Raw genomic sequence first — 22516 nt, forward strand, 5'->3', positions numbered from 1 at the left:
TTTGAATAGCGTATTATAGGCTACGATTTGTCAGTAGTTATCAATATATAATAGAAGTAAAAATTGAGGAGGCAAAGCATTTGGCCTATAAATACCTAGTTATTGTGGAATCACCGGCGAAAGCTAAAACGATTGAAAAATATTTAGGAAGAAATTATAAAGTCGTGGCAAGTGTTGGACACGTCCGCGATTTACCTAAAAGTAAAATGGGGATCGATGTTGAAAACAATTATGAACCTCACTATATTTCCATTCGTGGTAAAGGTGACGTGATTAAAAGTTTAAAACAAGCAGCAAAAAAAGCCCAAAAAGTATATCTTGCAAGTGACCCGGATAGAGAAGGGGAAGCCATTGCTTGGCACCTTGCTTACTTATTAGGATTAGATTTAAATGATAAGAATCGAGTAGTATTCAACGAAATTACTAAAGATGCTGTTAAAGCGGCATTTAAAGAACCAAGAACGATCGATGTTTCCCGTGTAGATGCGCAACAAGCACGTCGCGCATTGGATCGTCTAGTGGGCTACTCGATTTCGCCTATTCTTTGGAAAAAAGTTAAAAAAGGCTTGAGTGCTGGTCGGGTACAATCAATCGCATTGAAGATGATCATCGATCGTGAACAAGAAATCCGTGATTTCATTCCAGAAGAATACTGGAGCATCGATGGAAACTTTAAAAAGAAAACGAAGAAATTTAAGGCTAATTTTTGGGGTGTCGATGGTAAGAAGAAAAAATTACCAAACGCTGAAGCTGTAAAAGAAGTAACTTCAAGAATCGATGGCAAGGATTACGAAGTAACCAAAGTTGAGAAAAAAGAACGTAAGCGCAATCCAGCATTGCCATTTACAACAAGTAATATGCAACAAGAATCTGCACGTAAATTAAATTTCCGTACGCGTAAGACGATGATGATCGCTCAACAATTGTATGAAGGAATTGCTCTAGGTAAACAAGGAACAGTTGGTTTGATCACTTATATGCGTACCGATTCGACTCGGATCTCAGATACAGCAAAAGCAGACGCAGCTGAATTTATCGAAAATACTTACGGCAAAGAATTCTCACAGCATCAAGCCAGAAAAACTAAAAATCCTCAGGGCTCTCAAGATGCTCATGAAGCGATTCGTCCTACCAGTGTCCAACGTACACCCGATGAAATGAAAAAATATTTAGATAAAGATCAATTGAAGCTTTATACATTGATTTGGTCACGTTTTGTTGCAAGCCAAATGACAGCGGCAATTTTAGATACAATGAAAGTAACGCTAGAACAAAATGGCGTAATCTTTATTGCTAATGGATCTAAAATTAAATTCAAAGGATTTATGCAAGTCTACATTGAAGGTAGAGATGACGGCAAAGAAGATAAAGAAAATGTCTTACCAGATTTAGAAAAAGGCGATGTTGTTAAATCAGTGGATATCGAACCAAAACAACATTTTACTCAACCGCCAGCACGCTTCAGTGAAGCTACGTTGATCAAAACGTTAGAAGAAAATGGCGTAGGACGCCCTTCAACCTATGCCCCGACATTAGACACGATCCAACGTCGTTACTATGTGAAGCTAACCCAGCGTCGTTTTGAACCAACTGAACTTGGTGAAATCGTTAATACATTGATCGTTGATTTCTTCCCGCAAATTGTCGATGTCAATTTTACAGCGGAAATGGAAAATGATTTAGATAAAGTCGAAGACGGTAAAGAGGAATGGACAAAAGTTGTCGATCGCTTCTATAAACCTTTCGCCGTTGAATTAGAAAAAGCCGAAGAAGGCATTGAAAAGATTCAAATCAAAGATGAACCAGCTGGCTTTGACTGTGACGTTTGCGGTCATCCGATGGTCATCAAGCTGGGACGTTACGGAAAATTCTACGCTTGTAGTAATTTCCCTGAGTGCCGCAATACAAAACCGATCATCAAAGAAATCGGTGTCGAATGTCCGGTCTGTCATAAAGGGCAAGTTGTGGAACGCAAATCTAAGAAAAATCGTTTATTCTATGGTTGTTCACGTTATCCAGATTGCGACTTTACTTCATGGGATAAACCAGTCGGCCGTAGCTGTCCGAAATGCGATGGCTATCTAGTCGAGAAAAAAGTCAAAGGCGGAAAACAAGTTGTCTGTATCAATGGCGACTATGAAGAAGTAGTTCAAAAATAATTATTTGTAAGCGAGGAAGAGATGGTTAAAACAGTTAATGTTATTGGGGCCGGTCTAGCCGGAAGTGAAGCTGCATGGCAGCTAGCCGAGGCAGGAGTACCCGTGAATTTATATGAAATGCGTCCAGTTAAATCTACACCAGCACACCACACAGCAAATTTTGCAGAGCTTGTCTGCAGTAATTCACTCCGTGGTAATGGTTTGACGAATGCGGTTGGTGTCTTAAAAGAAGAAATGCGTCGTCTAAATTCGGTTGTGATTACATCAGCTGATGAAACAGCAGTGCCTGCTGGCGGTGCATTAGCAGTTGATCGTGATAATTTTTCTGAATTGATCACTAAAAGAGTCAAGGAGCATCCGTTAGTGACGGTGATCTCAGAAGAAATCACTGAAATTCCAGAAGGGATCACGATCATTTCGACTGGTCCGTTGACTTCTGAATCATTAGCTGCGGATATCGCAGAATACAATGGTTCTCACGGCTTTTATTTTTATGATGCAGCAGCTCCGATTTTGGATGGTTCAACGATCGATCGTGATAAAGTTTATTTGAAATCACGTTATGATAAAGGTGAAGCGGCTTACTTAAACTGTCCAATGACAGAAGCAGAATTTATGCGCTTTTACAATGCATTGATTGAAGCTGAAGTAGCTCCACAAAAAGAATTTGAAAAAGAAAAATTCTTTGAAGGTTGTATGCCAATCGAAGTTATGGCAAAACGTGGCGTCAAAACCATGCTGTTTGGTCCGATGAAACCTGTTGGATTAGAAGATCCTAAAACTGGCAAACGTCCTTACGCAGTGATTCAATTACGTCAAGATAACGCCGCTGCTTCAATGTACAATATCGTTGGTTTTCAAACACATTTAAAATGGGGCGAACAAAAACGAGTTTTCCAATTGATTCCAGGGTTGGAAAATGCGGAATTTCTTCGTTATGGTGTCATGCATCGGAACAGTTTCATGAATTCACCAGAATTATTACGTCCAACTTATCAAAGTAAAAAACGCGATGATCTATTCTTTGCTGGTCAGATGACGGGTGTCGAAGGGTATGTTGAAAGTGCAGGCAGCGGACTCGTTGCAGGATTAAATGCTGCACGCTTAGCTAAAGGCGAAGAACTGCTAGAGTTTCCTCGAGAAACAGCAATCGGCTCAATGGCTTATTACATCACACACGCAGAAGGCAAACATTTCCAACCGATGAATGCAAACTTTGGTCTCTTCCCAGCATTACCTGAACGAATCAAAGATAAAAAATTGCGTTATGAAACATTAGCTGAACGTGCATTGAATGCGCTAAGTGAAATGAACTTATAAAAATAAAATCACTGCTGAGGCAGTGATTTTTTTATTCGAGAAAAATATTTAATAATTTTTTAGTTATGGATTAATTATGAAAAAATTGTAAGGAATTGTTAGTATATTCGTGAAAAGTCAATAAATTCTGACAATTCAATTGTAATTAAAAAGTTCTTATGCTACATTTATTTTAGGTTGGAGAGGTGAATAATATTTGGATAATGAACAGGCAACAAATGAATTCATTAGTTATTTAATAACCGAAAGAGGTTATTCAGAAAAGACCAAAGATGCCTATCAACGTGACTTGAACGACTTTACTCAATTTTTAAAAGAATCTGGTGAGGATTCTTTATTAGCGGTGGATCATTTGGATGTTCGGGTTTATTTAGCCTTTTTGAATGATAAGAAATATAGTCGCAATACGATTAGCCGTAAAATTGCTAGCTTGCGCTCTTTTTATCAGTACCTTCTGAAACATGGACAATTAGAAGAAAATCCTTTTTCCTATGTCCATCTAAAGAAGAAACAAGCTCGTCTGCCACGCTTTTTTTATGAGAAAGAAATCCAAGTATTGTTTGAAAGCGTTGACGGAGATCAGCCGTTGGACCAACGAAATCGCGCGCTCTTAGAAGTATTATACGGTTCAGGGCTTCGTGTAAGCGAATGTGCCAATCTGACATTATCTGTAATCGATTTTGATAACAGTGTCATGCTGATTCACGGAAAAGGGAATAAAGATCGTTATGTTCCGCTAGGTTCTTATGCTGCTGATGCGATCCAAGAATACCAGCAAACAGGACGCCAACAATTGATGGCTCGTTATGGAAAAGAGCATGATTATTTATTTATCAATCACCACGGAGATCAGATTACTGCTACGGGTATCGAATATGTCTTAAATCAAATTATTAAAAAAAGTAGTTTAAGCAGCGATATTCATCCGCATATGCTGCGTCATACATTTGCTACCCATTTATTGAACAATGGAGCAGATTTAAGAACTGTCCAAGAGTTATTAGGACATGCGAATTTGTCAACGACTCAAATTTATACGCATGTCACTAAAGAAAGCTTACAAAAAAGTTATCGTTCTTTTCATCCACGAGCGTAATTAAAATTTCAACTATTAAAAAGCGTAAGGAGAGAATACAATGTCTGAATCACAATTTCATTCCACTACGATCTGTGCGATCGAAAAAGATGGAAAATTAGCAATGGCTGGTGACGGTCAAGTAACTATGGGAGAACAAATCATCATGAAAGGTACGGCTCGAAAAGTTCGCCGCATCTATAATGGTCAAGTAGTAGTCGGTTTTGCCGGTAGTGTGGCTGATGCTTTTACGCTGGAAGAAAAATTTGAAGGTAAATTAAATGAATACAATGGTAATCTGCAACGCGCAGCTGTTGAGTTAGCGCAAGAATGGCGGACACAACAAGCGATGAAAAATTTAGAAGCGCTATTGATCGTGATGAATAGTGAAGAAATGCTATTGGTTTCAGGAAATGGTGAAGTAATTGCTCCTGATGATGGCATTTTAGCGATTGGTTCTGGTGGTAACTATGCATTAGCTGCTGCACGTGCAATGAAAAAGCATAACATGGACATGAGTGCTAAAGAAATCGCAGAAAGTGCTTTGAACATCGCTGCGGATATCTGTGTATTCACAAATCATAATATTATCGTAGAAGAAGTATAAAAACGAATAGTTTTAAAAACTGAATCTAGCAGATTAAGGAGAATGAAGATGACTGAAGTCAATAAAACACCAAAAGAAATCGTAAGTGAATTAGATCAATATATCATTGGACAAAACGAAGCAAAACGTTCTGTAGCGATTGCTTTGCGTAACCGCTATCGTCGAATGCAATTAGAAGAAACGATGCAACAAGAAGTTACGCCTAAAAATATTTTAATGATTGGACCGACGGGTGTTGGTAAAACAGAGATTGCCCGTCGCTTGGCACGTATCGTGAAAGCACCATTTGTCAAAGTGGAAGCAACGAAATTTACAGAAGTCGGTTATGTTGGGCGCGACGTTGAATCGATGGTTCGGGATCTAGTCGAAAATGCGATCACAATCGTTGAAAAAGAACAATATTCAAAAGTCTATTCACAAGCATTAAAACGTGCGAATAAACGTTTAGTCAAAATCTTAGTTCCGGGAATCAAAAAGGAACAAAAACAAAGTACGAATCCCTATGAACAAATGATGAATATGTTTAATCAAACGCAAACAGAGACGAAAGAAGAAGTTACTGAAGACATTAAAGTCAATCGGCAAACGATCCTTGAACAATTAGAAAAAGGATTGCTTGATCAACGCGAAGTAACGATCGAAGTGACAGAACCTAAAAAAGCCGCACCAATGAATAATGGCTTAGAACAAATGGGGATCGATTTGTCTGATACGCTAGGAGCCTTGACACCAGAAAAGAAAGTCCAACGTACAGTGACCGTCAAAGAGGCTCAAGAATTATTAGTTAAAGAAGAACAAGCGAAATTAGTAAATGAAGGAGATATCTCAACGGCGGCTATCAAGTTAGCTGAAAGTTCAGGAATCATTTTCATCGATGAAATCGACAAAATCACTTCTAAATCACAACAAAATTCAGGTGAAGTATCACGCGAAGGGGTTCAACGGGATATTCTACCGATCGTTGAAGGTTCTCAAGTTAATACTAAATATGGTGCAATCCAAACAGATCATGTGTTATTCATCGCTAGTGGAGCATTCAGCTTATCAAAACCAAGTGATTTGATTCCTGAGTTACAAGGACGCTTCCCGATTCGAGTTGAATTAAGTGACCTTACAGCAGAAGATTTTGTTAAAATCTTGACTGAACCAAACAATGCGTTGATCAAACAATACATTGCTTTAGTAGGTACTGAAAATGTTAATATCATCTTCACTCAAGAAGCAATTGAGCGAATCGCCCAAATGGCATTTGATGTGAACCGTGAAACGGATAATATCGGCGCTCGTCGTTTGCATACGATCTTAGAAAAATTATTAGAAGATCTACTATTTGAAGCACCAGATATGCAAATGGGTGAAATCACGATTACCGAAGCATACGTGGATGAAAAATTAGCATCCATTGCTCAAAATAAAGATTTAAGTCGTTATATTCTTTAATCATTGGAGGGAAAAAATGGAAACATTGTTAGAAAAAACACGTCAAATCAATAAAATGATGCAACAAAAGAACGCTTTTGAACCTGCAGCTGAATTACCATATAACAATATGGCAAGAATCTTAGGCGATATATTAGGAACATTGACTTATATTATTGGTGCAGAAGGTAAACTGCTAGGTTTGAATGAAAAATTGGATATCAATACTGATCGCGTTCGTTCGTTTATTGTCGATCGTCAATTTCCTGATAGTTATGTAGACGGTATGCGTGAAGTGTATAAAACACAGGCTAATATACCCGTCGAAAATAAATTGACCGCTTTTCCAACTGAACGTGCAGAACTTTATCCTCAAGGGTTAACAACGATTGTTCCTGTTTTTGGTTCAGGTGAACGCTTAGGAACGATTATTCTAGCTCGTACAGAAGGGGCTTTTGCGGATGATGATCTAGTCCTCGCCGAATACGGTGCAACGGTTATCGGGATGGAAATTCTATATCAACAATTTTTAAATGTAGAAGAAAAAGTTCGCAGCCAAACAGCTGTTCAAATGGCTGTCAGCACACTGTCTTATAGTGAATTGAAAGCTGTTAAAGCGATTTTTGATGCTCTAGAGGGTGACGAAGGTCGTTTGACAGCTTCGAATATCGCGGATAAAATCGGTATTACCCGTTCAGTTATCGTGAATGCTTTACGTAAACTAGAATCAGCGGGAATCATCGAATCTCGTTCACTTGGAATGAAAGGAACATACTTAAAAGTATTGAATCCATTATTTAAAGAAGAACTAGTGCGTCACAAATAAGGAGTGTTAAAGTTATGTCAGTAACGATCAGTAATGATTTTTTAACAGCAACGATCAATGAAAAGGGAGCTGAGCTCGCAAGTTTAAAAGCAAATGACATCGAGTATGTTTGGCAAGCAGATCCTAAGTATTGGGGACGTCGTGCACCATTCTTGTTTCCTTTTGTCGGTCGATTGAAAGACAATCAATATACGTACAAAGGAAAAACTTATCCTATGGGGCAACATGGCTTTGCTCGAGACAAAGAATTTTCAGTAGTAGAACATTCAACGGATAAAGCAGTATTTATCTTGAAAAGTGATGCTGAAACGAGAGAAATCTATCCTTTTGATTTTGTATTAACAATTAGTTATGAAGTCTGGGGCCAAGGAGTACGCATTCGTTTCAACGTTGAGAATAGCGGGGAAGACGAAATGATTTTTGCGTTAGGTGGTCATCCAGCCTTTAATATTCCGCTGACGGATGATTTGAAATTTGAAGATTACTTTATTGCCTTTTCACCTCAAAAATCGCGAGTAAAAATTCCATTAGAAGGTCCTTATACCAATCTAGATCAAAAAACGATTGGTCAAACGAATACGAATATTCAATTGAGTCGCGAGCTTTTCAAAGAAGATGCGCTGATCTATGAAACAAGAGGCTTAAATGCTTATACGTTAGGAACAGAAGAATCTTCTCACAGCGTACGAGTAGCCTATAATAATATCCCTTACGTTGGTTTATGGTCACCTTATCCTGAAGAAGCGCCATTTGTATGTATTGAACCTTGGTGGGGCTTTGCTGACTCAGTCGACAGTACCGGACGTCTAGAGGATAAAGAAGGTATGAATCGTTTAGCACCTAAAGAAAACTTTAAAACAGAATTTTCCATTACAGTAAGTTAAAAAAACTGGAGTAAATCTCCAGTTTTTTTGTTTCTAATTAGTTGCTATTCTCAGCTAATTAGAGGATGCTAGAAGAAAGAGTTCTTTGGCATTTGATTATAGATTAGGGAGAGTGAACTAAATGGAAATTATTGAATATCAAGAGCAATACAAAATGCAAGTAGCTGAAGTTATTACGAAAATCCAACAGGAAGAATTTCAGATCGCAATCACTCTGGAAGATCAACCAGATCTAATGGAAATCCAAGATTTTTATATCGCTGGTGGCGGAAATTTTTGGTTGGCGTTGGATGGAGATCAAGTGGTAGGGACGATCGCGTTGATTCGTTTGGAAAATAAAAATTTGGCTTTACGCAAGATGTTTGTCAAAAAAGAGTATCGTCGGCATAAAGTCGGGCAATTATTATTGGATACAGCAATCGAATTTGCTCAAGCAAAGGGTTATAAGGCTATTTATTTAGGGACAATCACGACTTTCGAGGCTGCAATTGCTTTTTATAAGAAAAATGGATTTGAAGCATTGGCAATAACCGATTTTCCAGCTGATTTTCCTGTAGTGGCTGTTGATAATGTCTTTTTGAAAAAAGAGCTATAAAAAAGGGCACTTCTCAAGAAAGTGACCTTTTTTTAATCGAAAAAAACTTGCCAATTTAAAGTTTCATGAGCCGCAAAACATAAATGGATTTGAGCTTGAGTATTCTTTTCCTCCGCTAACGGAGGTAACTGATCTTTCGTGAACCAGCCAATTTGCAAAGTTTCAACATTTTCGATAAAAGAACCGCCAATCAGTTGACACTCGACAAATACTTTACAAACACTGTAGGCGTAACGAGGCAAATTATGTTTATTACGATCTTGGATAGCAATAACTTTAACCGGTTCAACTGTCAAACCGGTCTCTTCCAGTGTTTCTTTGATGGTATTTTCTTTGATCGATTGATCAAAATCGACCCATCCACCTGGCAAAGACCAGCGTTCATTTTTTTCTTGTACCAACAATATTTTATCCTCAACAAAAATAGCCGCACGAGTATCTAATTTTGGTGTCGGATAACCTGTTTCATCAGCAAATAGAGTACGCAATTTTGATATCGGCAAAGGTGACTGTACGGCTAACATTTCGATCGCGATTGTCCGAATCCGTTCAAAACGTTCCTCGTCAAAAGGATCTTTTGTATAAGCTAATCCTGCTTGAGCTAATGCCTGGAGCTCGATTGCCCAATCTAAAAGTTGTTCATCCATTTATTTCTCCTTTTTGTTCAATCCAAAAGAGACGCGATTTTCTGTTCCATTTTTGATTCGTTGGATGTTTTCCTTGTGTCGGAAAATAATGTAGCAAGTTAGCACAAAACAAACTAAAGTCAGTAGCCAGTTGTGCGTTGGTAAAATAGTAGGCCAAAAATAAGGCAAAAGAATAGATGATAGAGTTACAAAAATAGCAGATAAAATACTAGCCGCGCTAACCATACTAGTTAGATACAAAACGACTAAGAAGAAGACTAAAGAATAAAAGAAAAACAATGGGGCAAATCCTAACAGCATCCCTGCGCTAGTAGCCACAGCTTTTCCGCCTTTAAAGCCTGCGAAGATTGGTAAAGTATGACCGATCACTGCAATTAAGCCAAACCATAACGGATTAACGTCTAAGTGGAAAAGCATCGGCAAACAAGTCGCTAATGTTCCTTTCAATAAATCCATCGCAAAGACGACTAGCCCAGCTTCTTTTCCTAAAATACGAAAGGTGTTCGTCGTTCCCGAATTTCCACTACCGTATTCGCGGATATCTTTTTTAAAAAATAATTTTCCAATCCAAATTCCAGAAGGGATGGAGCCAAGGAGATACGCTAGCACCATCAGTATAGCGATTTTCATATAAATCCTCATTTCTATAGTTGTAACGTCATTTTAGCAGATTTCAAATCAGTGAACAAATCTATAATCACATGCTATACTTATTTTATGATAATAACTAAAATTTAAATTGATCGTGAGGGAATAAAATGACTTTTCAAAATCCAAGCCAAGAAAAAATTTTTCAATATTTGAATGAAGCAAAAGTGATTGCGGTGGTAGGTTTAAGCGACAAACCTGAAAAAACAAGTTGTAAAATTGCTGAGATCCTAAAAGAACACGGATATACGTTATATGGTGTGAATCCGAAGCTGGCAGGTCAAACAATCAATGAAATCCCAGTAGTGGCCGAATTGACTGATGTACCTGTTACGATTGATATCGTGGATGTTTTCCGACGTAGCGAATTTTTACCTGAAGTGGCCAAAGCCTTCTTGCAAACAGATGCTAAAGTTTTTTGGGCTCAATTAGGGTTAGAAAGTGAAGAAGCAGCGAAATTATTGCAAGATCAAGGAAGAAATGATATCGTAATGAACCGTTGTGTGAAGATTGAGTTGAACAAACAAGCTTAAAAAATAGCTCATAAATCTTAAAGAAAAAGATTAAAAAGTCTTTCCACTTTTAGGATAGGCTTTTTTTTTACGCACTTTTAGCGTATCATACAAATGATGTACTTTAGGTAAGGATGCCAATCCAACTTTTATTGTCATCAATCAAAGCAATTAGATTTTTAATAGTTTAGTTGGAAAACTACACAATACGAATAACAAAATTATTTTTCTGAAAAAGAAAGATACAGACGTTAATAGAAATAAGGAGTTGTAAGCTTGGCTAATTTAAAAAACGAGTACAATGATGCTTCGATCCAAGTATTGGAAGGTTTAGAAGCTGTTAGAAAAAGACCCGGGATGTATATCGGCTCGACAGATAGTCGCGGCTTGCATCATTTAGTTTATGAAATTGTAGATAATGCTGTCGATGAAGCATTGTCTGGATATGGAAATGATATCGAAGTCACGCTTCATGCAGATAATAGTGTAGAAGTCAGTGATAAAGGACGTGGTATGCCAGTTGGTATGCATGCATCAGGAATTCCAACAGTTGAAGTAATCTTTACGATCCTTCATGCTGGTGGGAAATTTGGGCAAGGTGGTTACAAAACGTCAGGTGGGCTTCATGGTGTAGGTGCCAGTGTGGTAAATGCATTGTCTGAGTGGCTGACGGTTACGATCGTCCGCGACGGTATTGAATACCGCGAACAATTTAAAGATGGTGGGAAACCACAAGGTACGTTGGAAAAAATCGGTAAAACTCGAAAACCAAATGGGACAACAGTCCATTTCTTACCAGACGAAAAAATATTTTCTACGATGCATTTTTCTTACGATACACTATCTGAGCGTTTACGTGAGTCAGCCTTTTTATTAAAAGGGGTAAAAATTACGCTGACAGATTTACGTGGAGAAGAACAAGTCCAAGAAATCTTCCATTTTGAAGAAGGAATCAAAGAATTCGTTCAATATTTAAACGAAGACAAAGATACTTTGACACCGGTCGTTTATTTTTCTGGTGAACGTGATGGTATCGAAGTAGAATTATCCTATCAATACAATGATGGCTATTCTGAAAATGTTTTATCGTTCGTCAATAATGTTCGAACCAAAGATGGCGGTACCCATGAAGCTGGGATGAAGACATCGATGACCAAAGCATTCAATGAATATGCACGTAAAACTGGTTTATTGAAAGACAAAGATAAAAATCTTGAAGGATCAGATTTCCGAGAAGGTTTATCAGCTGTATTATCAGTACGGATTCCAGAAAATCTTTTACAATTTGAAGGACAAACCAAAGGGAAATTGGGGACGCCAGCAGCCCGCGGTGCCGTAGATAATGTAGTCGGAGAACAAATGGGCTTCTATTTACAAGAAAATAGTGAAAATAGTCAAATGCTTGTTCGGAAAGCAATCAAAGCTCGCGAAGCTCGTGAAGCAGCTCGCAAAGCTCGTGAAGAGAGCCGTAATGGTAAGAAACGTAAAAAAGGCGAATCATTGCTTTCTGGGAAGTTGACCCCCGCACAATCAAAAAATGCTGCAAAAAATGAATTGTTCCTAGTCGAAGGAGATTCAGCCGGTGGTTCTGCCAAACAAGGACGTGATCGGAAATTCCAAGCTATTTTGCCTTTACGTGGGAAAGTTATCAATACCGAAAAAGCGAAAATGCAAGATATTTTAAAAAATGAAGAAATCAATACGATGATTTATACGATCGGTGCTGGTGTTGGACCAGAATTTTTAATTGAAGATTGCAACTATGATAAAGTTATCATTATGACCGATGCGGATACGGATGGAGCTCACATCCAAGTCTTGTTATTAACATTTTTCTATCGCTATATGAAACCTTTGATTGAAGCTGGAAAAGTCTATATTGCATTACCGCCGCTTTATAAAGTTTCAAAAGGTGCTGGACGTAAACAAGTAGTTGAATATGCTTGGACAGATGATGAATTACAATTTGTCATCGGTAAAGTCGGCAAAGGTTATATGCTCCAACGATACAAAGGTCTTGGGGAAATGAACGCAGAACAATTATGGGAAACAACGATGGATCCAGAGTATCGGACATTGGTTCGTGTACGGATCGATGATGCAGCTCAAGCAGAACGTCGCGTAACGACTTTGATGGGGGATAAAGTTGAACCTCGTCGTAAATGGATCGAAAACCATGTTCAATTTACATTAGAAGAAGAGGGTAGCTTGTTAGACAATAAAGAAGAATCACAAGCAGAACCGATCCCAGAACAAAATGAAGCAGAAAAAACGGCTGATGATACAAGTTCAATCAGTTTGTTTGATGAGTAGGAGGTGGTCGAACGATGGATGCAAAACATTCGATCCAAGAATTAACATTAGAAGAAGTAATGGGTGACCGTTTTGGCCGCTATTCAAAATATATTATTCAAGAACGGGCATTGCCAGACATCCGCGACGGATTGAAACCCGTCCAACGTCGGATCTTATATGCCATGAACAAAGATGGTAATACGTATGATAAAGGATTTCGTAAATCTGCCAAATCTGTCGGAAATATCATGGGGAACTATCATCCTCATGGTGATAGTTCGATCTATGAAGCAATGGTACGGATGAGTCAAGATTGGAAATTGCGACAAGTCTTAATTGAAATGCACGGAAACAATGGATCAATGGATGGCGATCCTCCTGCTGCAATGCGGTATACAGAGGCTCGTTTATCACAATTGAGTGGTGAAATGTTAAAAGACATCGAGAAAAACACCGTTGATTTAGTTTGGAATTTTGATGATACGGAAAAAGAACCAACTGTTTTGCCTGCCGCTTATCCTAATTTATTAGTTAATGGATCAACTGGGATCTCTGCCGGTTATGCTACAGAAATCCCGACGCATAATTTAGCAGAAGTGATTGATGGTGCAGTATACTTGATCGACCATCCTAATGCCACACTAGATAAAATTATGGAATATATTCCAGGGCCAGATTTTCCAACAGGTGGTATTTTACAAGGGAAAGCTGAGATCAAAAAAGCCTATGAAACTGGTAAAGGCAAAGTCATTCTACGTTCTAAAACCTCAATTGAACCGCTAAAAGGCGGAAAACAACAAATCGTGATCCATGAGATTCCATACGAAGTCAATAAAGCGGTATTGGTCAAGAAAATGGACGAGATCCGTTTAAATAAAAAAATCGACGGCATCGCTGAAGTTCGTGATGAATCTGACCGTACGGGATTACAAGTTGTTGTAGAATTGAAAAAAGATGCAAATGCAGAAGGAATTTTAAATTATTTATTTAAAAATACGGATCTGCAAATCAATTACAACTTTAATATGGTTGCTATCGATAATATGACTCCTCAACAAGTGGGTTTGAAACATATTTTGGAAAGTTATGTTGCTCACCGTAAAGTGGTTATCACTAAGCGCAGTGAATATGAGCTAGCAAAAGCGCAAAAACGTCAGCATATCGTTGAAGGATTAATGAAAGCTTTGTCAATTTTAGATGAAGTGATCGCTACGATTCGTGGAAGTAAAGATAAAAAAGATGCTAAGCATAATTTGGTTGAGCGGTTTGCTTTTTCTGAAGAACAAGCCGAAGCAATCGTAACATTGCAATTGTATCGCTTAACGAATACGAATATTACCGACTTAGAAAAAGAAGCCGAAGAGTTAGCTGCTCAAATCCAAGAATTGCAATTGATTTTGAATAGTGAAAAAGAATTGCATAAAGTGATGAAACAAGAATTACGTCAAATCAAAAAAAATTATGGCAACGATCGATTGACGAAAATCGAAGATGAAATCACTGAAATCAAAATCGATACCGAAGTCTTGATCGCTCAAGAAGATGTTATTGTTACTTTGACCAAAGAAGGCTATTTAAAACGTAGTAGTATTCGTTCTTACAATGCTTCTCGTCCTGATGAACATGGAATGAAAGATGGCGACACGATCATCTTTATCGATAAAATGAATACATTGGATCATTTATTGATTTTGACCAATCGAGGCAATATGATCTATCGTCCAATCCATGAAATTACTGAATTAAAATGGAAAGATATTGGCGAACATATTTCGCAAACAATCACCAATTTATCGATGGATGAAGAAATCATCGCAGCATTCCCTTATAAAGAAATCGATGCCAACAAGCTCTTTATTTTTATCAGTAAAGATGGCATGATCAAACAAACGCGAATGACTGAATTCTCACCATGGCGAACATATCGTAGTCGTCCAACAACTGCAATGAAAATGAAAAGTGATACTGACCAAATCGTATCGGTCTTTTTAACTAGCGATATTTTGAATGTCGATGTTCTGATCGCTTCTCATCGAGCATTTGGCTTACGTTATCCACTAGATGAGGTTCCTGTTGTTGGCTCGAAAGCTGTTGGGGTGAAAGCTATCAATTTAAAAGATGGGGATTATGTTGTAGCTGGGTCATTGGTTCCTTCGGAAGGTGATTCACCAATTTTATTATTGAGTCAACGTGGGGCAGCTAAGCGTATGCTGGCACAAGAATTGCCACAATTAGGTCGTGCAAAACGCGGGTTGATGATTTTCCGTGAATTGAAAAAAAATCCTCATCGTCTGGCTTACATGACAACAGACACAGAGGGAACGTTAGTATTAACAACTCAAAATGGTACAGAAAAAGAATTAGATATCACTAAGGTGCCGATCAGTGATCGGATTTCAAACGGCAGTTTTGTGATCGACGAGAAGAAAGACGGCGAATTATTCTCTGTTTTTCAAGAACAAAATCTGATTCAAGAATAGATCATCTGTATTAATAAATACAATAAAAAACGGTTTCTGTTTTAATAAAGAAGCCGTTTTTTTCATCACAATATTGAAAATAGTCTGGTGTTTCATAAGTTAAATTGAAATCTATATTTCGATATAACCTTTATTAATAAAGGGTTGATAACGATAACAGGTTCAAATAAATATATTGATAATCTTTCACAAGTAAAGGCTTGCATAAATGGGTTAATGTGTTATACTGTGTTCGTAAAGCTGTAGCAATTATGTTTTTATACTCTAAGGAGGTCCTGTTAAAATGGGAACTGCAACAAATGAACTTAAACAAATGAAAAATACTGAAAAGGCTGCATGGGAAGGCTTTAAAGGACATTTATGGAAATCAGAAATCAACACGCGTGATTTTATCCAAGCAAACTACAAACCTTATGAAGGCGATGCTGAATTTTTAGCAGATCCAACAGCAGCAACAAACGAATTATGGGGCAAACTGCAAGAATTACAAAAACAAGAACGTGAAAATGGCGGCGTTTTAGATATGGAAGCAGATGTTGTTTCTGCTGCTAATGCCTATGGCGCTGGCTACATCGATGAAGAAGCAAAAGATAAAGAAGCAATCGTAGGTATCCAAACGGATAAACCATTAAAACGTGCATTTATGCCTTACGGTGGGATTCGTATGGCGGAAGAATCATTAGAAAGCTATGGTTATACACCAAATCCTAAATATACAGAAATTTTTAACACATACCACAAAACACACAATCAAGCAGTATTTGATATCTACACGCCAGAAATCAGAGCGGCACGCCGTAATAAAATCATCACGGGTCTTCCAGATACTTACGGCCGTGGACGTATCGTAGGCGATTACCGTCGCGTAGCTTTATATGGAATCGATTATTTGATGCAAGAAAAATTCAAAGATCATGAAAATTGTGGCCATGGACAATTCACAGAAGAAGATATGCGCTTGCGGGAAGAAATCACTGACCAATACAATGCATTGAAACGGATCAAAGAAATGGCTGCGGCTTACGGTTTTGATATTTCTCGCCCAGCAGAAAATGCCAAAGAAGCAGTTCAATGGACTTACTTCGGTTATCTAGCTGCTATCAAAGAACAAAATGGCGCAGCTATGTCAATCGGTCGGGTCTCTACTTTCTTAGATATTTATATCCAACGTGATATCGAAAATGGTACATTGACTGAAGTAGAAGCGCAAGAATTAATCGACCATTTAGTAATGAAATTAAGAATGGTTAAGTTCGCACGTATTCCTTCATACAACGAATTGTTCTCAGGAGATCCAGTGTGGGCGACACTTTCAATCGCTGGTATGGGAATGGACGGACGTACATTGGTAACAAAAAATGACTTCCGTTTCTTACACACATTAGAAAACATGGGACCTTCTCCAGAACCCAACTTGACTGTATTATATTCTTCTCGTTTGCCAGAAGGATTTAAAGATTATGCAGCAAAAATTTCAATCGATACTTCATCTATTCAATACGAAAATGATGATGTGATGCGTCCAGTATGGTTAGATGACTACGCAATCTGCTGTTGTGTATCTGCTACACAAACGGGTAAAGAAATGCAATTCTTTGGTGCGCGGGCTAACTTAGCAAAAGCTTTATTATACGCGATCAACGGTGGGGTCGATGAAAAATCTAAAGCGCAAGTCGGACCAGATTATCGTCCAATTGAATCAGATGATGCGTTAGATTTTGAAGAAGTTATGGCGAAATACGATGACATGTTGGAATGGTTAGCAGGGATGTATGTGAATACATTGAATGCAATTCATTATATGCATGACAAATATTACTATGAAGCTGCTGAATTAGCGTTGATGGATACTAATTTAAAACGTACGTTTGCTACTGGAATCGCTGGTTTCTCTCACGTGGTCGATTCATTAGCTGCTATCAAATATGCAAAAGTATTCCCGTTACGCGACGAAGATGGTATCGTTATTGACTTCAAGATTGACGGAGAATTCCCTAAATATGGGAATGATGATGCACGGGCGGATGATATTGCTGTTTGGTTATTGAAGAAATTCATGGAAAAACTTGAACACTATCATACTTACCGCAACTCAGAACCAACAACATCTATCTTAACGATCACTTCAAATGTTGTTTACGGTAAAGCTACAGGTACAATGCCTGATGGACGTAAAGCAGGTGAACCATTATCTCCAGGTGCTAACCCATCTTACGGTGCTGAGCAAAATGGTTTATTAGCTTCACTTAATTCATTAACAAAATTACCTTATGAATACGCATTAGACGGTATTTCAAATACTCAAAGTATCAATCCAGATGCTTTAGGTCATGATGAAGATGAACGGATTGAAAACTTAACGAGTGTTTTAGATGGCTACTTCAACCAAGGAGCACACCACTTAAATGTGAATGTCTTTGGTAAAGAAAAATTAGTTGATGCGATGGAACATCCAGAAAAAGAAGAATACGCAAACTTTACTATTCGTGTTTCTGGTTATGCCGTTAAATTTATCGATTTAACTCGTGAACAACAAGAAGATGTTATCAGCCGTACTTTCCATTCAAAAATGTAATTGTTAGATCAAATATATAACGAAGTAAGGGCGGATGGACGGAGGTCTATTCGCCTTACTTTTTAATAGGTTTCACCTATAAAACGAATTAGGGGGACTACATATGTCAACTATCACAGAACAACCTATCTTAGGAAATGTCCATTCAATCGAGAGTTTTGGCTCTGTTGACGGACCCGGGGTGCGCTTCATTGTATTTATGCAAGGCTGCCGGATGCGGTGTCAATTTTGCCATAACCCTGATACTTGGCAAATCAATGATCCCAAAGCGAAACAACGAACAGCCGATGATGTATTGCAAGAAGCGTTGAATTATAAAAGTTATTGGGGTAAAAAAGGTGGAATCACTGTTAGTGGTGGGGAACCTTTGCTACAAATCGATTTTTTGATCGATTTATTTAAAAAAGCGAAAGCGATGGGAGTCAGTACTACTTTAGATAGTTGCGGCAAACCCTTTACACATGATGAACCATTTTTCTCAAAATTTGAAGAATTGATGCAATATACAGATTTAGTTTTATTTGATATCAAACAAATCGACAATCAAAAACATAAAGAGTTAACTGGACAAAGTAATGACAACATCCTGGAGATGGCGAAATATCTTTCTGATATCAACAAGCCAGTTTGGATTCGCCACGTATTGGTACCTTTTAGAAGCGACTATGACGAATTTTTAATTCGATTAGATAAATTTATTAAATCTTTGAATAATGTAGACAAAGTAGAAATTTTACCTTACCACACAATGGGCAAGTATAAATGGGAAGAAATGGGTTTGAAGTATCCGCTAGAAGGAATCGAACCGCCAACCGATGATCGTGTTGAAAATGCGAAAAAACTTTTGCATACAGAAGATTATAAAGGCTATTTAAAACGTTAAAACTTTAAGGAAAAGAGTGGCATCTGGTTGCTCTTTTCCTTTTTTTGATATGATAAAGAAGAACTTATTTAAAGGAGCGAATCAACTATGGGAAAAGTTTTAATTTTCGGACATCAAAATCCTGATACAGATGCGATCGGAGTAGCGATTGCTTTTGCTAATTTACAAAAAGAGTTAGGTGTAGATGCTGAAGCAGTTGCTTTAGGCACGCCAAACGAAGAAACACAATTTGCATTAGACCACTTTGGTTTGACAGCTCCCCGTGTAGTTACTGCTATTGCGGATGAAACAAATGATATCATGTTAGTGGATCACAATGAATTCCAACAAAGCGTTTCTGATATTGAAAAATTAAATATTTTAGCGGTAGTCGACCATCATCGAATCGCAAATTTCCAAACTGCAAATCCTTTATACTATCGTGCAGAACCAGTAGGTTGTACATCAACGATCGTATTAAAAATGTACAAAGAAAAAGGTATTACTGTTCCTGCTAAAATTGCAGGTATGATGTTATCAGCTATCGTTTCAGATACATTATTATTCAAGTCACCAACATGTACACAAGAAGATATCGATGCAGCGAATGAATTAGCTGCGCTTGCCGGTGTTGACTTGAACAGTTATGGCTTAGATTTATTAAAAGCTGGAACGAATCTAGGAACAAAAACAGAAGCTGAATTATTGGATTTAGATGCTAAATCATTCCCAATGGCTGATAAGACGGTTCGGATCGCACAAGTAAATACAGTTGATCTAGATGAAGTATTTGCTCGTCAAGATGCTTTGCGCGACGCAATGCTATCAGCAAATGTTGAAAATGGCTACGACTTGTTCTTGTTATTAGTCACAAATGTTTTAGATTCAGATTCTGAATTGTTGGTTGCTGGTGAACCAAGAGATAAAGTGACCGAAGCTTTTGGTGTTCAATTAACAAATGATCGTGCGTTTTTACCTGGTGTAGTATCACGTAAAAAACAAATTGTTCCTCAATTAACGGAAGCTTTTGAAAAATAATTTTTTTAGTTGGAAAAGTGGACTCTTGAAGTCCACTTTTTTCGATAAATATAAAAAAATTTTATTTTACCTATTGGAAAGGCAATATGCATGCAAATATATACAGATGATAAAAAGTTGTCCCAAGAATTAAAAAAAACAGAAATTCAAGCATTAATAACTTATTTTTTTGATCTAGATGAACCGGTGATTTTACGTACGATTCGTCAAAAATTTCCTGAAAATAAACATTTAGATAAACAACTTGAGCTGTTGATTGCTAGTGAGATTATTTCCAGAGAATATCGGCGTTATCAATTGAAACTGGAAGCTATCCAAACGTATCCCGCAACTCAAACAGTTCAGGCATTTATAGAGCAGCAAACAAAAAAATATTCTGAGGATGAGTTATTGGTTTGGCTAGCTGAAGGGCTATTATCGAAGTCGGTTTCAGCAACTTTAATGGTTGGATTTTCAATGCCGTTTTGTACACGACTAGAACATTCGCAATTTGATATTGTTACAATCAATAAACAAAATAGTTCAGCTAAGACATTGCCTAATTACTTTGCTGAAATCGATCAACCTCAAAAATATCCAGAATTATCTCATCTGCTAGGCGATGTCAATCGTGAATTTTTCACCAATCAATTGACTTTATTGATCGAACGGATCTCTAAAGGTAAAGCACCAAGACGAGCATCGATCTTTTTAGAAAGCTTGTTAGCCAGCGGTGTAGTTGTAAATGAACCGGAGTGGCAAATGGCTATCCCGGTTGTTGAAGAGCCAATATTGATTGGAAAACAAGAATGGACAGCGGAAACTTCAGACTTCTTTTTTGCACATGAATTAGCGGAAAGATTGTTAGGAGACCGAGAAAGTTTTACTTATTTGATTAAAAAGAAGGCGTAGTAGATGCAAAGACTTATCAAAGGATTGATTTTGATCGTTGGTTTTTTGTTGGTATGCGGAGGAATTTTTTATACACGCTTGCGGTACTTTAGCCCAGGGACACTTACGGAACGAAAAGATATCCATTATTCTAACGTTCCGACGGTTTTTATACATGGATATGAAGGGAGTTCTTTTTCTTTTGGTCCGCTTTTAGTTCGTTTAGAAAAAGAAAATGTGGCCAAACGCGAAATGACAATCGTCGTTCAAGCAGATGGCTCGCTTAAAGTCGAAGGTAAACTAAAGAATACAAATGATAATCCAACGATTATGGTCCTTTTTGCTAAAGATGTAACAGATGAAGTCACCCAAAGTGAGTGGATCGATAATGTTATGCGCTATTTGTACCAACAAAAAGTTCGTCATGTAAATCTTATCAGTCATTCGATGGGTGGTGTCTCGACGTTAAGGTATTTATTGGAATACGCAGATGGTCAAACACCGATCACGGATCGTTTTGTGGCAATCGCAGCTCCGTTCAATGATCTAGAGATAGCAGAAGAAACAGATGAAGTCTTTGCTTCTGAATTAACAGCAGAGGGCCCTAGTGAAGAAACACCAATCTATCAATACTTTGATCGGGCAATGAATCAATTACCACATAATTTAAATGTGCTAGCGATTGCTGGTGATTTAAAAGATGGCTCTGAGAGTGATGGTTCTGTTTCCACCCACAGTGCTTTTGCTTTACGGAATCTTTTTCAAAAGCATGCTCATAGTTATCAAGAAATGACCGTTACTGGAAAAAGTGGGGGTCACTCTGCGATTACAAAAAGTGCCAAATTGCGTAATAAATTAATTCAATTTATATGGAAGAAAACAGCTCAAAGTTAAGCCTTCGAGCTGTTTTTTTGTCTCTTACGAACTTTTTTAGTCCAAAATCCGCCAGAAATATATTTTGGTTCATAAGAAATGATGAAAGCACGTGGCTCAACTTCTTTGATTAAGGCGTAAAGCGTCCGTTCGGTTTTCCTAGGTGATAAAATTTCTAATACCATCCGATCTCCTTCGAGTCCTTCGCCATACGATTGCGTAACCCCATATCCCTTGTCACGTAACACACGAGGCAAGCTACCTTCTTTATTGGTATTTGTGGGGAGAATAACGGTGACCATAATATAACCTAATGCTAATTTATCTTCAATCTTAATCCCGATACTAATTCCAATGGCATAACCTAAAGCGTAAGTGAAAAGGTTGATCGGATTATCTAAACGATTCAATACAAGTGAAAGGCCTAAAATATAAATCGTGATCTCAATCATACTTAAAATGGGAGCCAATACACGATATCCTTTAATGGTTAACATAAAACGAATCGTATTAAGGGTGACGTAAGCTAAGTTGATAAAAAAGATCATCGCTAACATTTTTAAATCGATCAAAAGAGTACCTCCTTTTTAAATGAGTAGAAAATGTCAATCGAACAAAAATATTTAATATAAGCCTACCGATTATTTGATAAAAAGGCAAATAGAACGAAAGGTAAGTTGATGATAACTATAGTTATGAAAATAAAACATAATAATAATAATAGTTATTTATTTACGAGAGAAAAAATTATTTTAGATATAATATAATTTGTGCTTCTTTTTTAATTCTTATTATATTATAATATTAATGAGAGCTTTTAATAATAAACAA

19 protein-coding genes are annotated in these 22516 nt (G+C 37.5%); 16 read left to right on the forward strand and 3 right to left on the reverse strand.

From position 1 onward, the window contains the following. The first annotated feature begins 80 nt into the window (after window positions 1-80). The 8 genes from topA (at window position 81) to ACQKTA_RS02220 (ending at window position 8885) form a co-directional block, all read left to right on the forward strand. A complete protein-coding gene (topA, locus tag ACQKTA_RS02185; RefSeq protein WP_427814016.1) occupies window positions 81-2159 on the forward strand; it encodes a type I DNA topoisomerase in 2079 nt (692 codons plus the stop codon). A 21-nt stretch (window positions 2160-2180) separates the two neighbouring features. Beyond that, on the forward strand, window positions 2181-3479 hold the full coding sequence (gene trmFO / locus ACQKTA_RS02190) for an FADH(2)-oxidizing methylenetetrahydrofolate--tRNA-(uracil(54)-C(5))-methyltransferase TrmFO (protein ID WP_427814018.1): 1299 nt from the start codon (window positions 2181-2183) through the stop codon (window positions 3477-3479). 196 nt (window positions 3480-3675) lie between these two features. Continuing rightward, window positions 3676-4575: a tyrosine recombinase XerC gene (gene xerC / locus ACQKTA_RS02195; RefSeq protein WP_427814020.1), complete on the forward strand. Its 900-nt coding sequence runs from the start codon at window positions 3676-3678 to the stop codon at window positions 4573-4575. A 40-nt stretch (window positions 4576-4615) separates the two neighbouring features. After that, window positions 4616-5161 carry an ATP-dependent protease subunit HslV gene (gene hslV / locus ACQKTA_RS02200; protein ID WP_332581291.1) on the forward strand — a complete coding sequence of 182 codons (546 nt, stop codon included), beginning with the start codon at window positions 4616-4618 and terminating at the stop codon, window positions 5159-5161. Between the two features lie 48 nt (window positions 5162-5209). Then, window positions 5210-6601 (forward strand): ATP-dependent protease ATPase subunit HslU, encoded by a 1392-nt coding sequence (gene hslU, locus ACQKTA_RS02205; protein ID WP_407856046.1) that lies wholly within the window; start codon window positions 5210-5212, stop codon window positions 6599-6601. A gap of 16 nt (window positions 6602-6617) precedes the next feature. Beyond that, on the forward strand, window positions 6618-7406 hold the full coding sequence (codY, locus tag ACQKTA_RS02210; RefSeq protein WP_427814021.1) for a GTP-sensing pleiotropic transcriptional regulator CodY: 789 nt from the start codon (window positions 6618-6620) through the stop codon (window positions 7404-7406). A gap of 14 nt (window positions 7407-7420) precedes the next feature. After that, window positions 7421-8290, forward strand: coding sequence for an aldose 1-epimerase family protein (locus ACQKTA_RS02215; RefSeq protein WP_427814023.1), 870 nt, complete (start codon window positions 7421-7423; stop codon window positions 8288-8290). Window positions 8291-8411: 121 nt separating this feature from the next. Beyond that, a complete protein-coding gene (locus ACQKTA_RS02220) occupies window positions 8412-8885 on the forward strand; it encodes a GNAT family N-acetyltransferase (RefSeq protein WP_332581287.1) in 474 nt (157 codons plus the stop codon). A gap of 32 nt (window positions 8886-8917) precedes the next feature. On the opposite strand, the gene ACQKTA_RS02225 is transcribed toward ACQKTA_RS02220, so the two are convergent. Then, window positions 8918-9532: an NUDIX hydrolase N-terminal domain-containing protein gene (locus ACQKTA_RS02225; RefSeq protein WP_427814024.1), complete on the reverse strand. Its 615-nt coding sequence runs from the start codon at window positions 9530-9532 to the stop codon at window positions 8918-8920. Beyond that, a complete protein-coding gene (plsY, locus tag ACQKTA_RS02230; protein WP_332581359.1) occupies window positions 9533-10162 on the reverse strand; it encodes a glycerol-3-phosphate 1-O-acyltransferase PlsY in 630 nt (209 codons plus the stop codon). 128 nt (window positions 10163-10290) lie between these two features. On the opposite strand from plsY, the gene ACQKTA_RS02235 reads away from it, so the two are divergent. The 8 genes from ACQKTA_RS02235 to ACQKTA_RS02270 all read left to right on the forward strand — a co-directional run bounded on the left by ACQKTA_RS02235 (window position 10291) and on the right by ACQKTA_RS02270 (window position 21706). Then, window positions 10291-10713 carry a CoA-binding protein gene (locus tag ACQKTA_RS02235; RefSeq protein ID WP_427814026.1) on the forward strand — a complete coding sequence of 141 codons (423 nt, stop codon included), beginning with the start codon at window positions 10291-10293 and terminating at the stop codon, window positions 10711-10713. 255 nt (window positions 10714-10968) lie between these two features. Further along, window positions 10969-13005 (forward strand): DNA topoisomerase IV subunit B, encoded by a 2037-nt coding sequence (gene parE, locus ACQKTA_RS02240; RefSeq protein WP_427814028.1) that lies wholly within the window; start codon window positions 10969-10971, stop codon window positions 13003-13005. Window positions 13006-13019: 14 nt separating this feature from the next. Next, the gene (gene parC / locus ACQKTA_RS02245) at window positions 13020-15467 is read left to right on the forward strand and encodes a DNA topoisomerase IV subunit A (RefSeq protein ID WP_427814030.1); all 2448 of its coding nucleotides are present in this window, start codon (window positions 13020-13022) and stop codon (window positions 15465-15467) included. 283 nt (window positions 15468-15750) lie between these two features. Continuing rightward, the gene (gene pflB / locus ACQKTA_RS02250; RefSeq protein ID WP_427814032.1) at window positions 15751-18042 is read left to right on the forward strand and encodes a formate C-acetyltransferase; all 2292 of its coding nucleotides are present in this window, start codon (window positions 15751-15753) and stop codon (window positions 18040-18042) included. A gap of 103 nt (window positions 18043-18145) precedes the next feature. After that, entirely contained in the window at window positions 18146-18925 is a 780-nt protein-coding gene (gene pflA, locus ACQKTA_RS02255; protein WP_332581354.1) for a pyruvate formate-lyase-activating protein, read from the forward strand. A gap of 87 nt (window positions 18926-19012) precedes the next feature. Continuing rightward, the gene (locus ACQKTA_RS02260; protein WP_427814033.1) at window positions 19013-19942 is read left to right on the forward strand and encodes a manganese-dependent inorganic pyrophosphatase; all 930 of its coding nucleotides are present in this window, start codon (window positions 19013-19015) and stop codon (window positions 19940-19942) included. A 90-nt stretch (window positions 19943-20032) separates the two neighbouring features. Then, complete coding sequence (locus tag ACQKTA_RS02265) at window positions 20033-20833, forward strand: DUF1803 domain-containing protein (RefSeq protein WP_427814034.1); 801 nt, start codon at window positions 20033-20035, stop codon at window positions 20831-20833. A gap of 3 nt (window positions 20834-20836) precedes the next feature. Further along, window positions 20837-21706 carry an alpha/beta hydrolase gene (locus tag ACQKTA_RS02270; protein ID WP_427814035.1) on the forward strand — a complete coding sequence of 290 codons (870 nt, stop codon included), beginning with the start codon at window positions 20837-20839 and terminating at the stop codon, window positions 21704-21706. Here the strand turns inward: ACQKTA_RS02270 and ACQKTA_RS02275 are convergent. Next, the gene (locus ACQKTA_RS02275) at window positions 21703-22257 is read right to left on the reverse strand and encodes a DUF2179 domain-containing protein (RefSeq protein ID WP_332581350.1); all 555 of its coding nucleotides are present in this window, start codon (window positions 22255-22257) and stop codon (window positions 21703-21705) included. The genes ACQKTA_RS02270 and ACQKTA_RS02275 overlap by 4 nt on opposite strands. Window positions 22258-22516: the final 259 nt, after the last annotated feature.

The sequence above is a fragment of the Enterococcus sp. 22-H-5-01 genome, from assembly GCF_050310005.1.
Lineage (GTDB): Bacteria > Bacillota > Bacilli > Lactobacillales > Enterococcaceae > Enterococcus_A > Enterococcus_A hailinensis.

What these genes read in the sequence shown, in the direction of transcription:
- trmFO (WP_427814018.1), top strand. Translation starts at nt 2,181, where the DNA reads ATGGTTAAAACAGTTAATGTTATTGGGGCCGGTCTAGCCGGAAGTGAA.
- hslV (WP_332581291.1), top strand. Translation starts at nt 4,616, where the DNA reads ATGTCTGAATCACAATTTCATTCCACTACGATCTGTGCGATCGAAAAA.
- hslU (WP_407856046.1), top strand. Translation starts at nt 5,210, where the DNA reads ATGACTGAAGTCAATAAAACACCAAAAGAAATCGTAAGTGAATTAGAT.
- codY (WP_427814021.1), top strand. Translation starts at nt 6,618, where the DNA reads ATGGAAACATTGTTAGAAAAAACACGTCAAATCAATAAAATGATGCAA.
- ACQKTA_RS02215 (WP_427814023.1), top strand. Translation starts at nt 7,421, where the DNA reads ATGTCAGTAACGATCAGTAATGATTTTTTAACAGCAACGATCAATGAA.
- ACQKTA_RS02220 (WP_332581287.1), top strand. Translation starts at nt 8,412, where the DNA reads ATGGAAATTATTGAATATCAAGAGCAATACAAAATGCAAGTAGCTGAA.
- ACQKTA_RS02225 (WP_427814024.1), bottom strand. Translation starts at nt 9,532, where the DNA reads ATGGATGAACAACTTTTAGATTGGGCAATCGAGCTCCAGGCATTAGCT.
- plsY (WP_332581359.1), bottom strand. Translation starts at nt 10,162, where the DNA reads ATGAAAATCGCTATACTGATGGTGCTAGCGTATCTCCTTGGCTCCATC.
- ACQKTA_RS02235 (WP_427814026.1), top strand. Translation starts at nt 10,291, where the DNA reads ATGACTTTTCAAAATCCAAGCCAAGAAAAAATTTTTCAATATTTGAAT.
- parC (WP_427814030.1), top strand. Translation starts at nt 13,020, where the DNA reads ATGGATGCAAAACATTCGATCCAAGAATTAACATTAGAAGAAGTAATG.
- pflB (WP_427814032.1), top strand. Translation starts at nt 15,751, where the DNA reads ATGGGAACTGCAACAAATGAACTTAAACAAATGAAAAATACTGAAAAG.
- pflA (WP_332581354.1), top strand. Translation starts at nt 18,146, where the DNA reads ATGTCAACTATCACAGAACAACCTATCTTAGGAAATGTCCATTCAATC.
- ACQKTA_RS02260 (WP_427814033.1), top strand. Translation starts at nt 19,013, where the DNA reads ATGGGAAAAGTTTTAATTTTCGGACATCAAAATCCTGATACAGATGCG.
- ACQKTA_RS02265 (WP_427814034.1), top strand. Translation starts at nt 20,033, where the DNA reads ATGCAAATATATACAGATGATAAAAAGTTGTCCCAAGAATTAAAAAAA.
- ACQKTA_RS02270 (WP_427814035.1), top strand. Translation starts at nt 20,837, where the DNA reads ATGCAAAGACTTATCAAAGGATTGATTTTGATCGTTGGTTTTTTGTTG.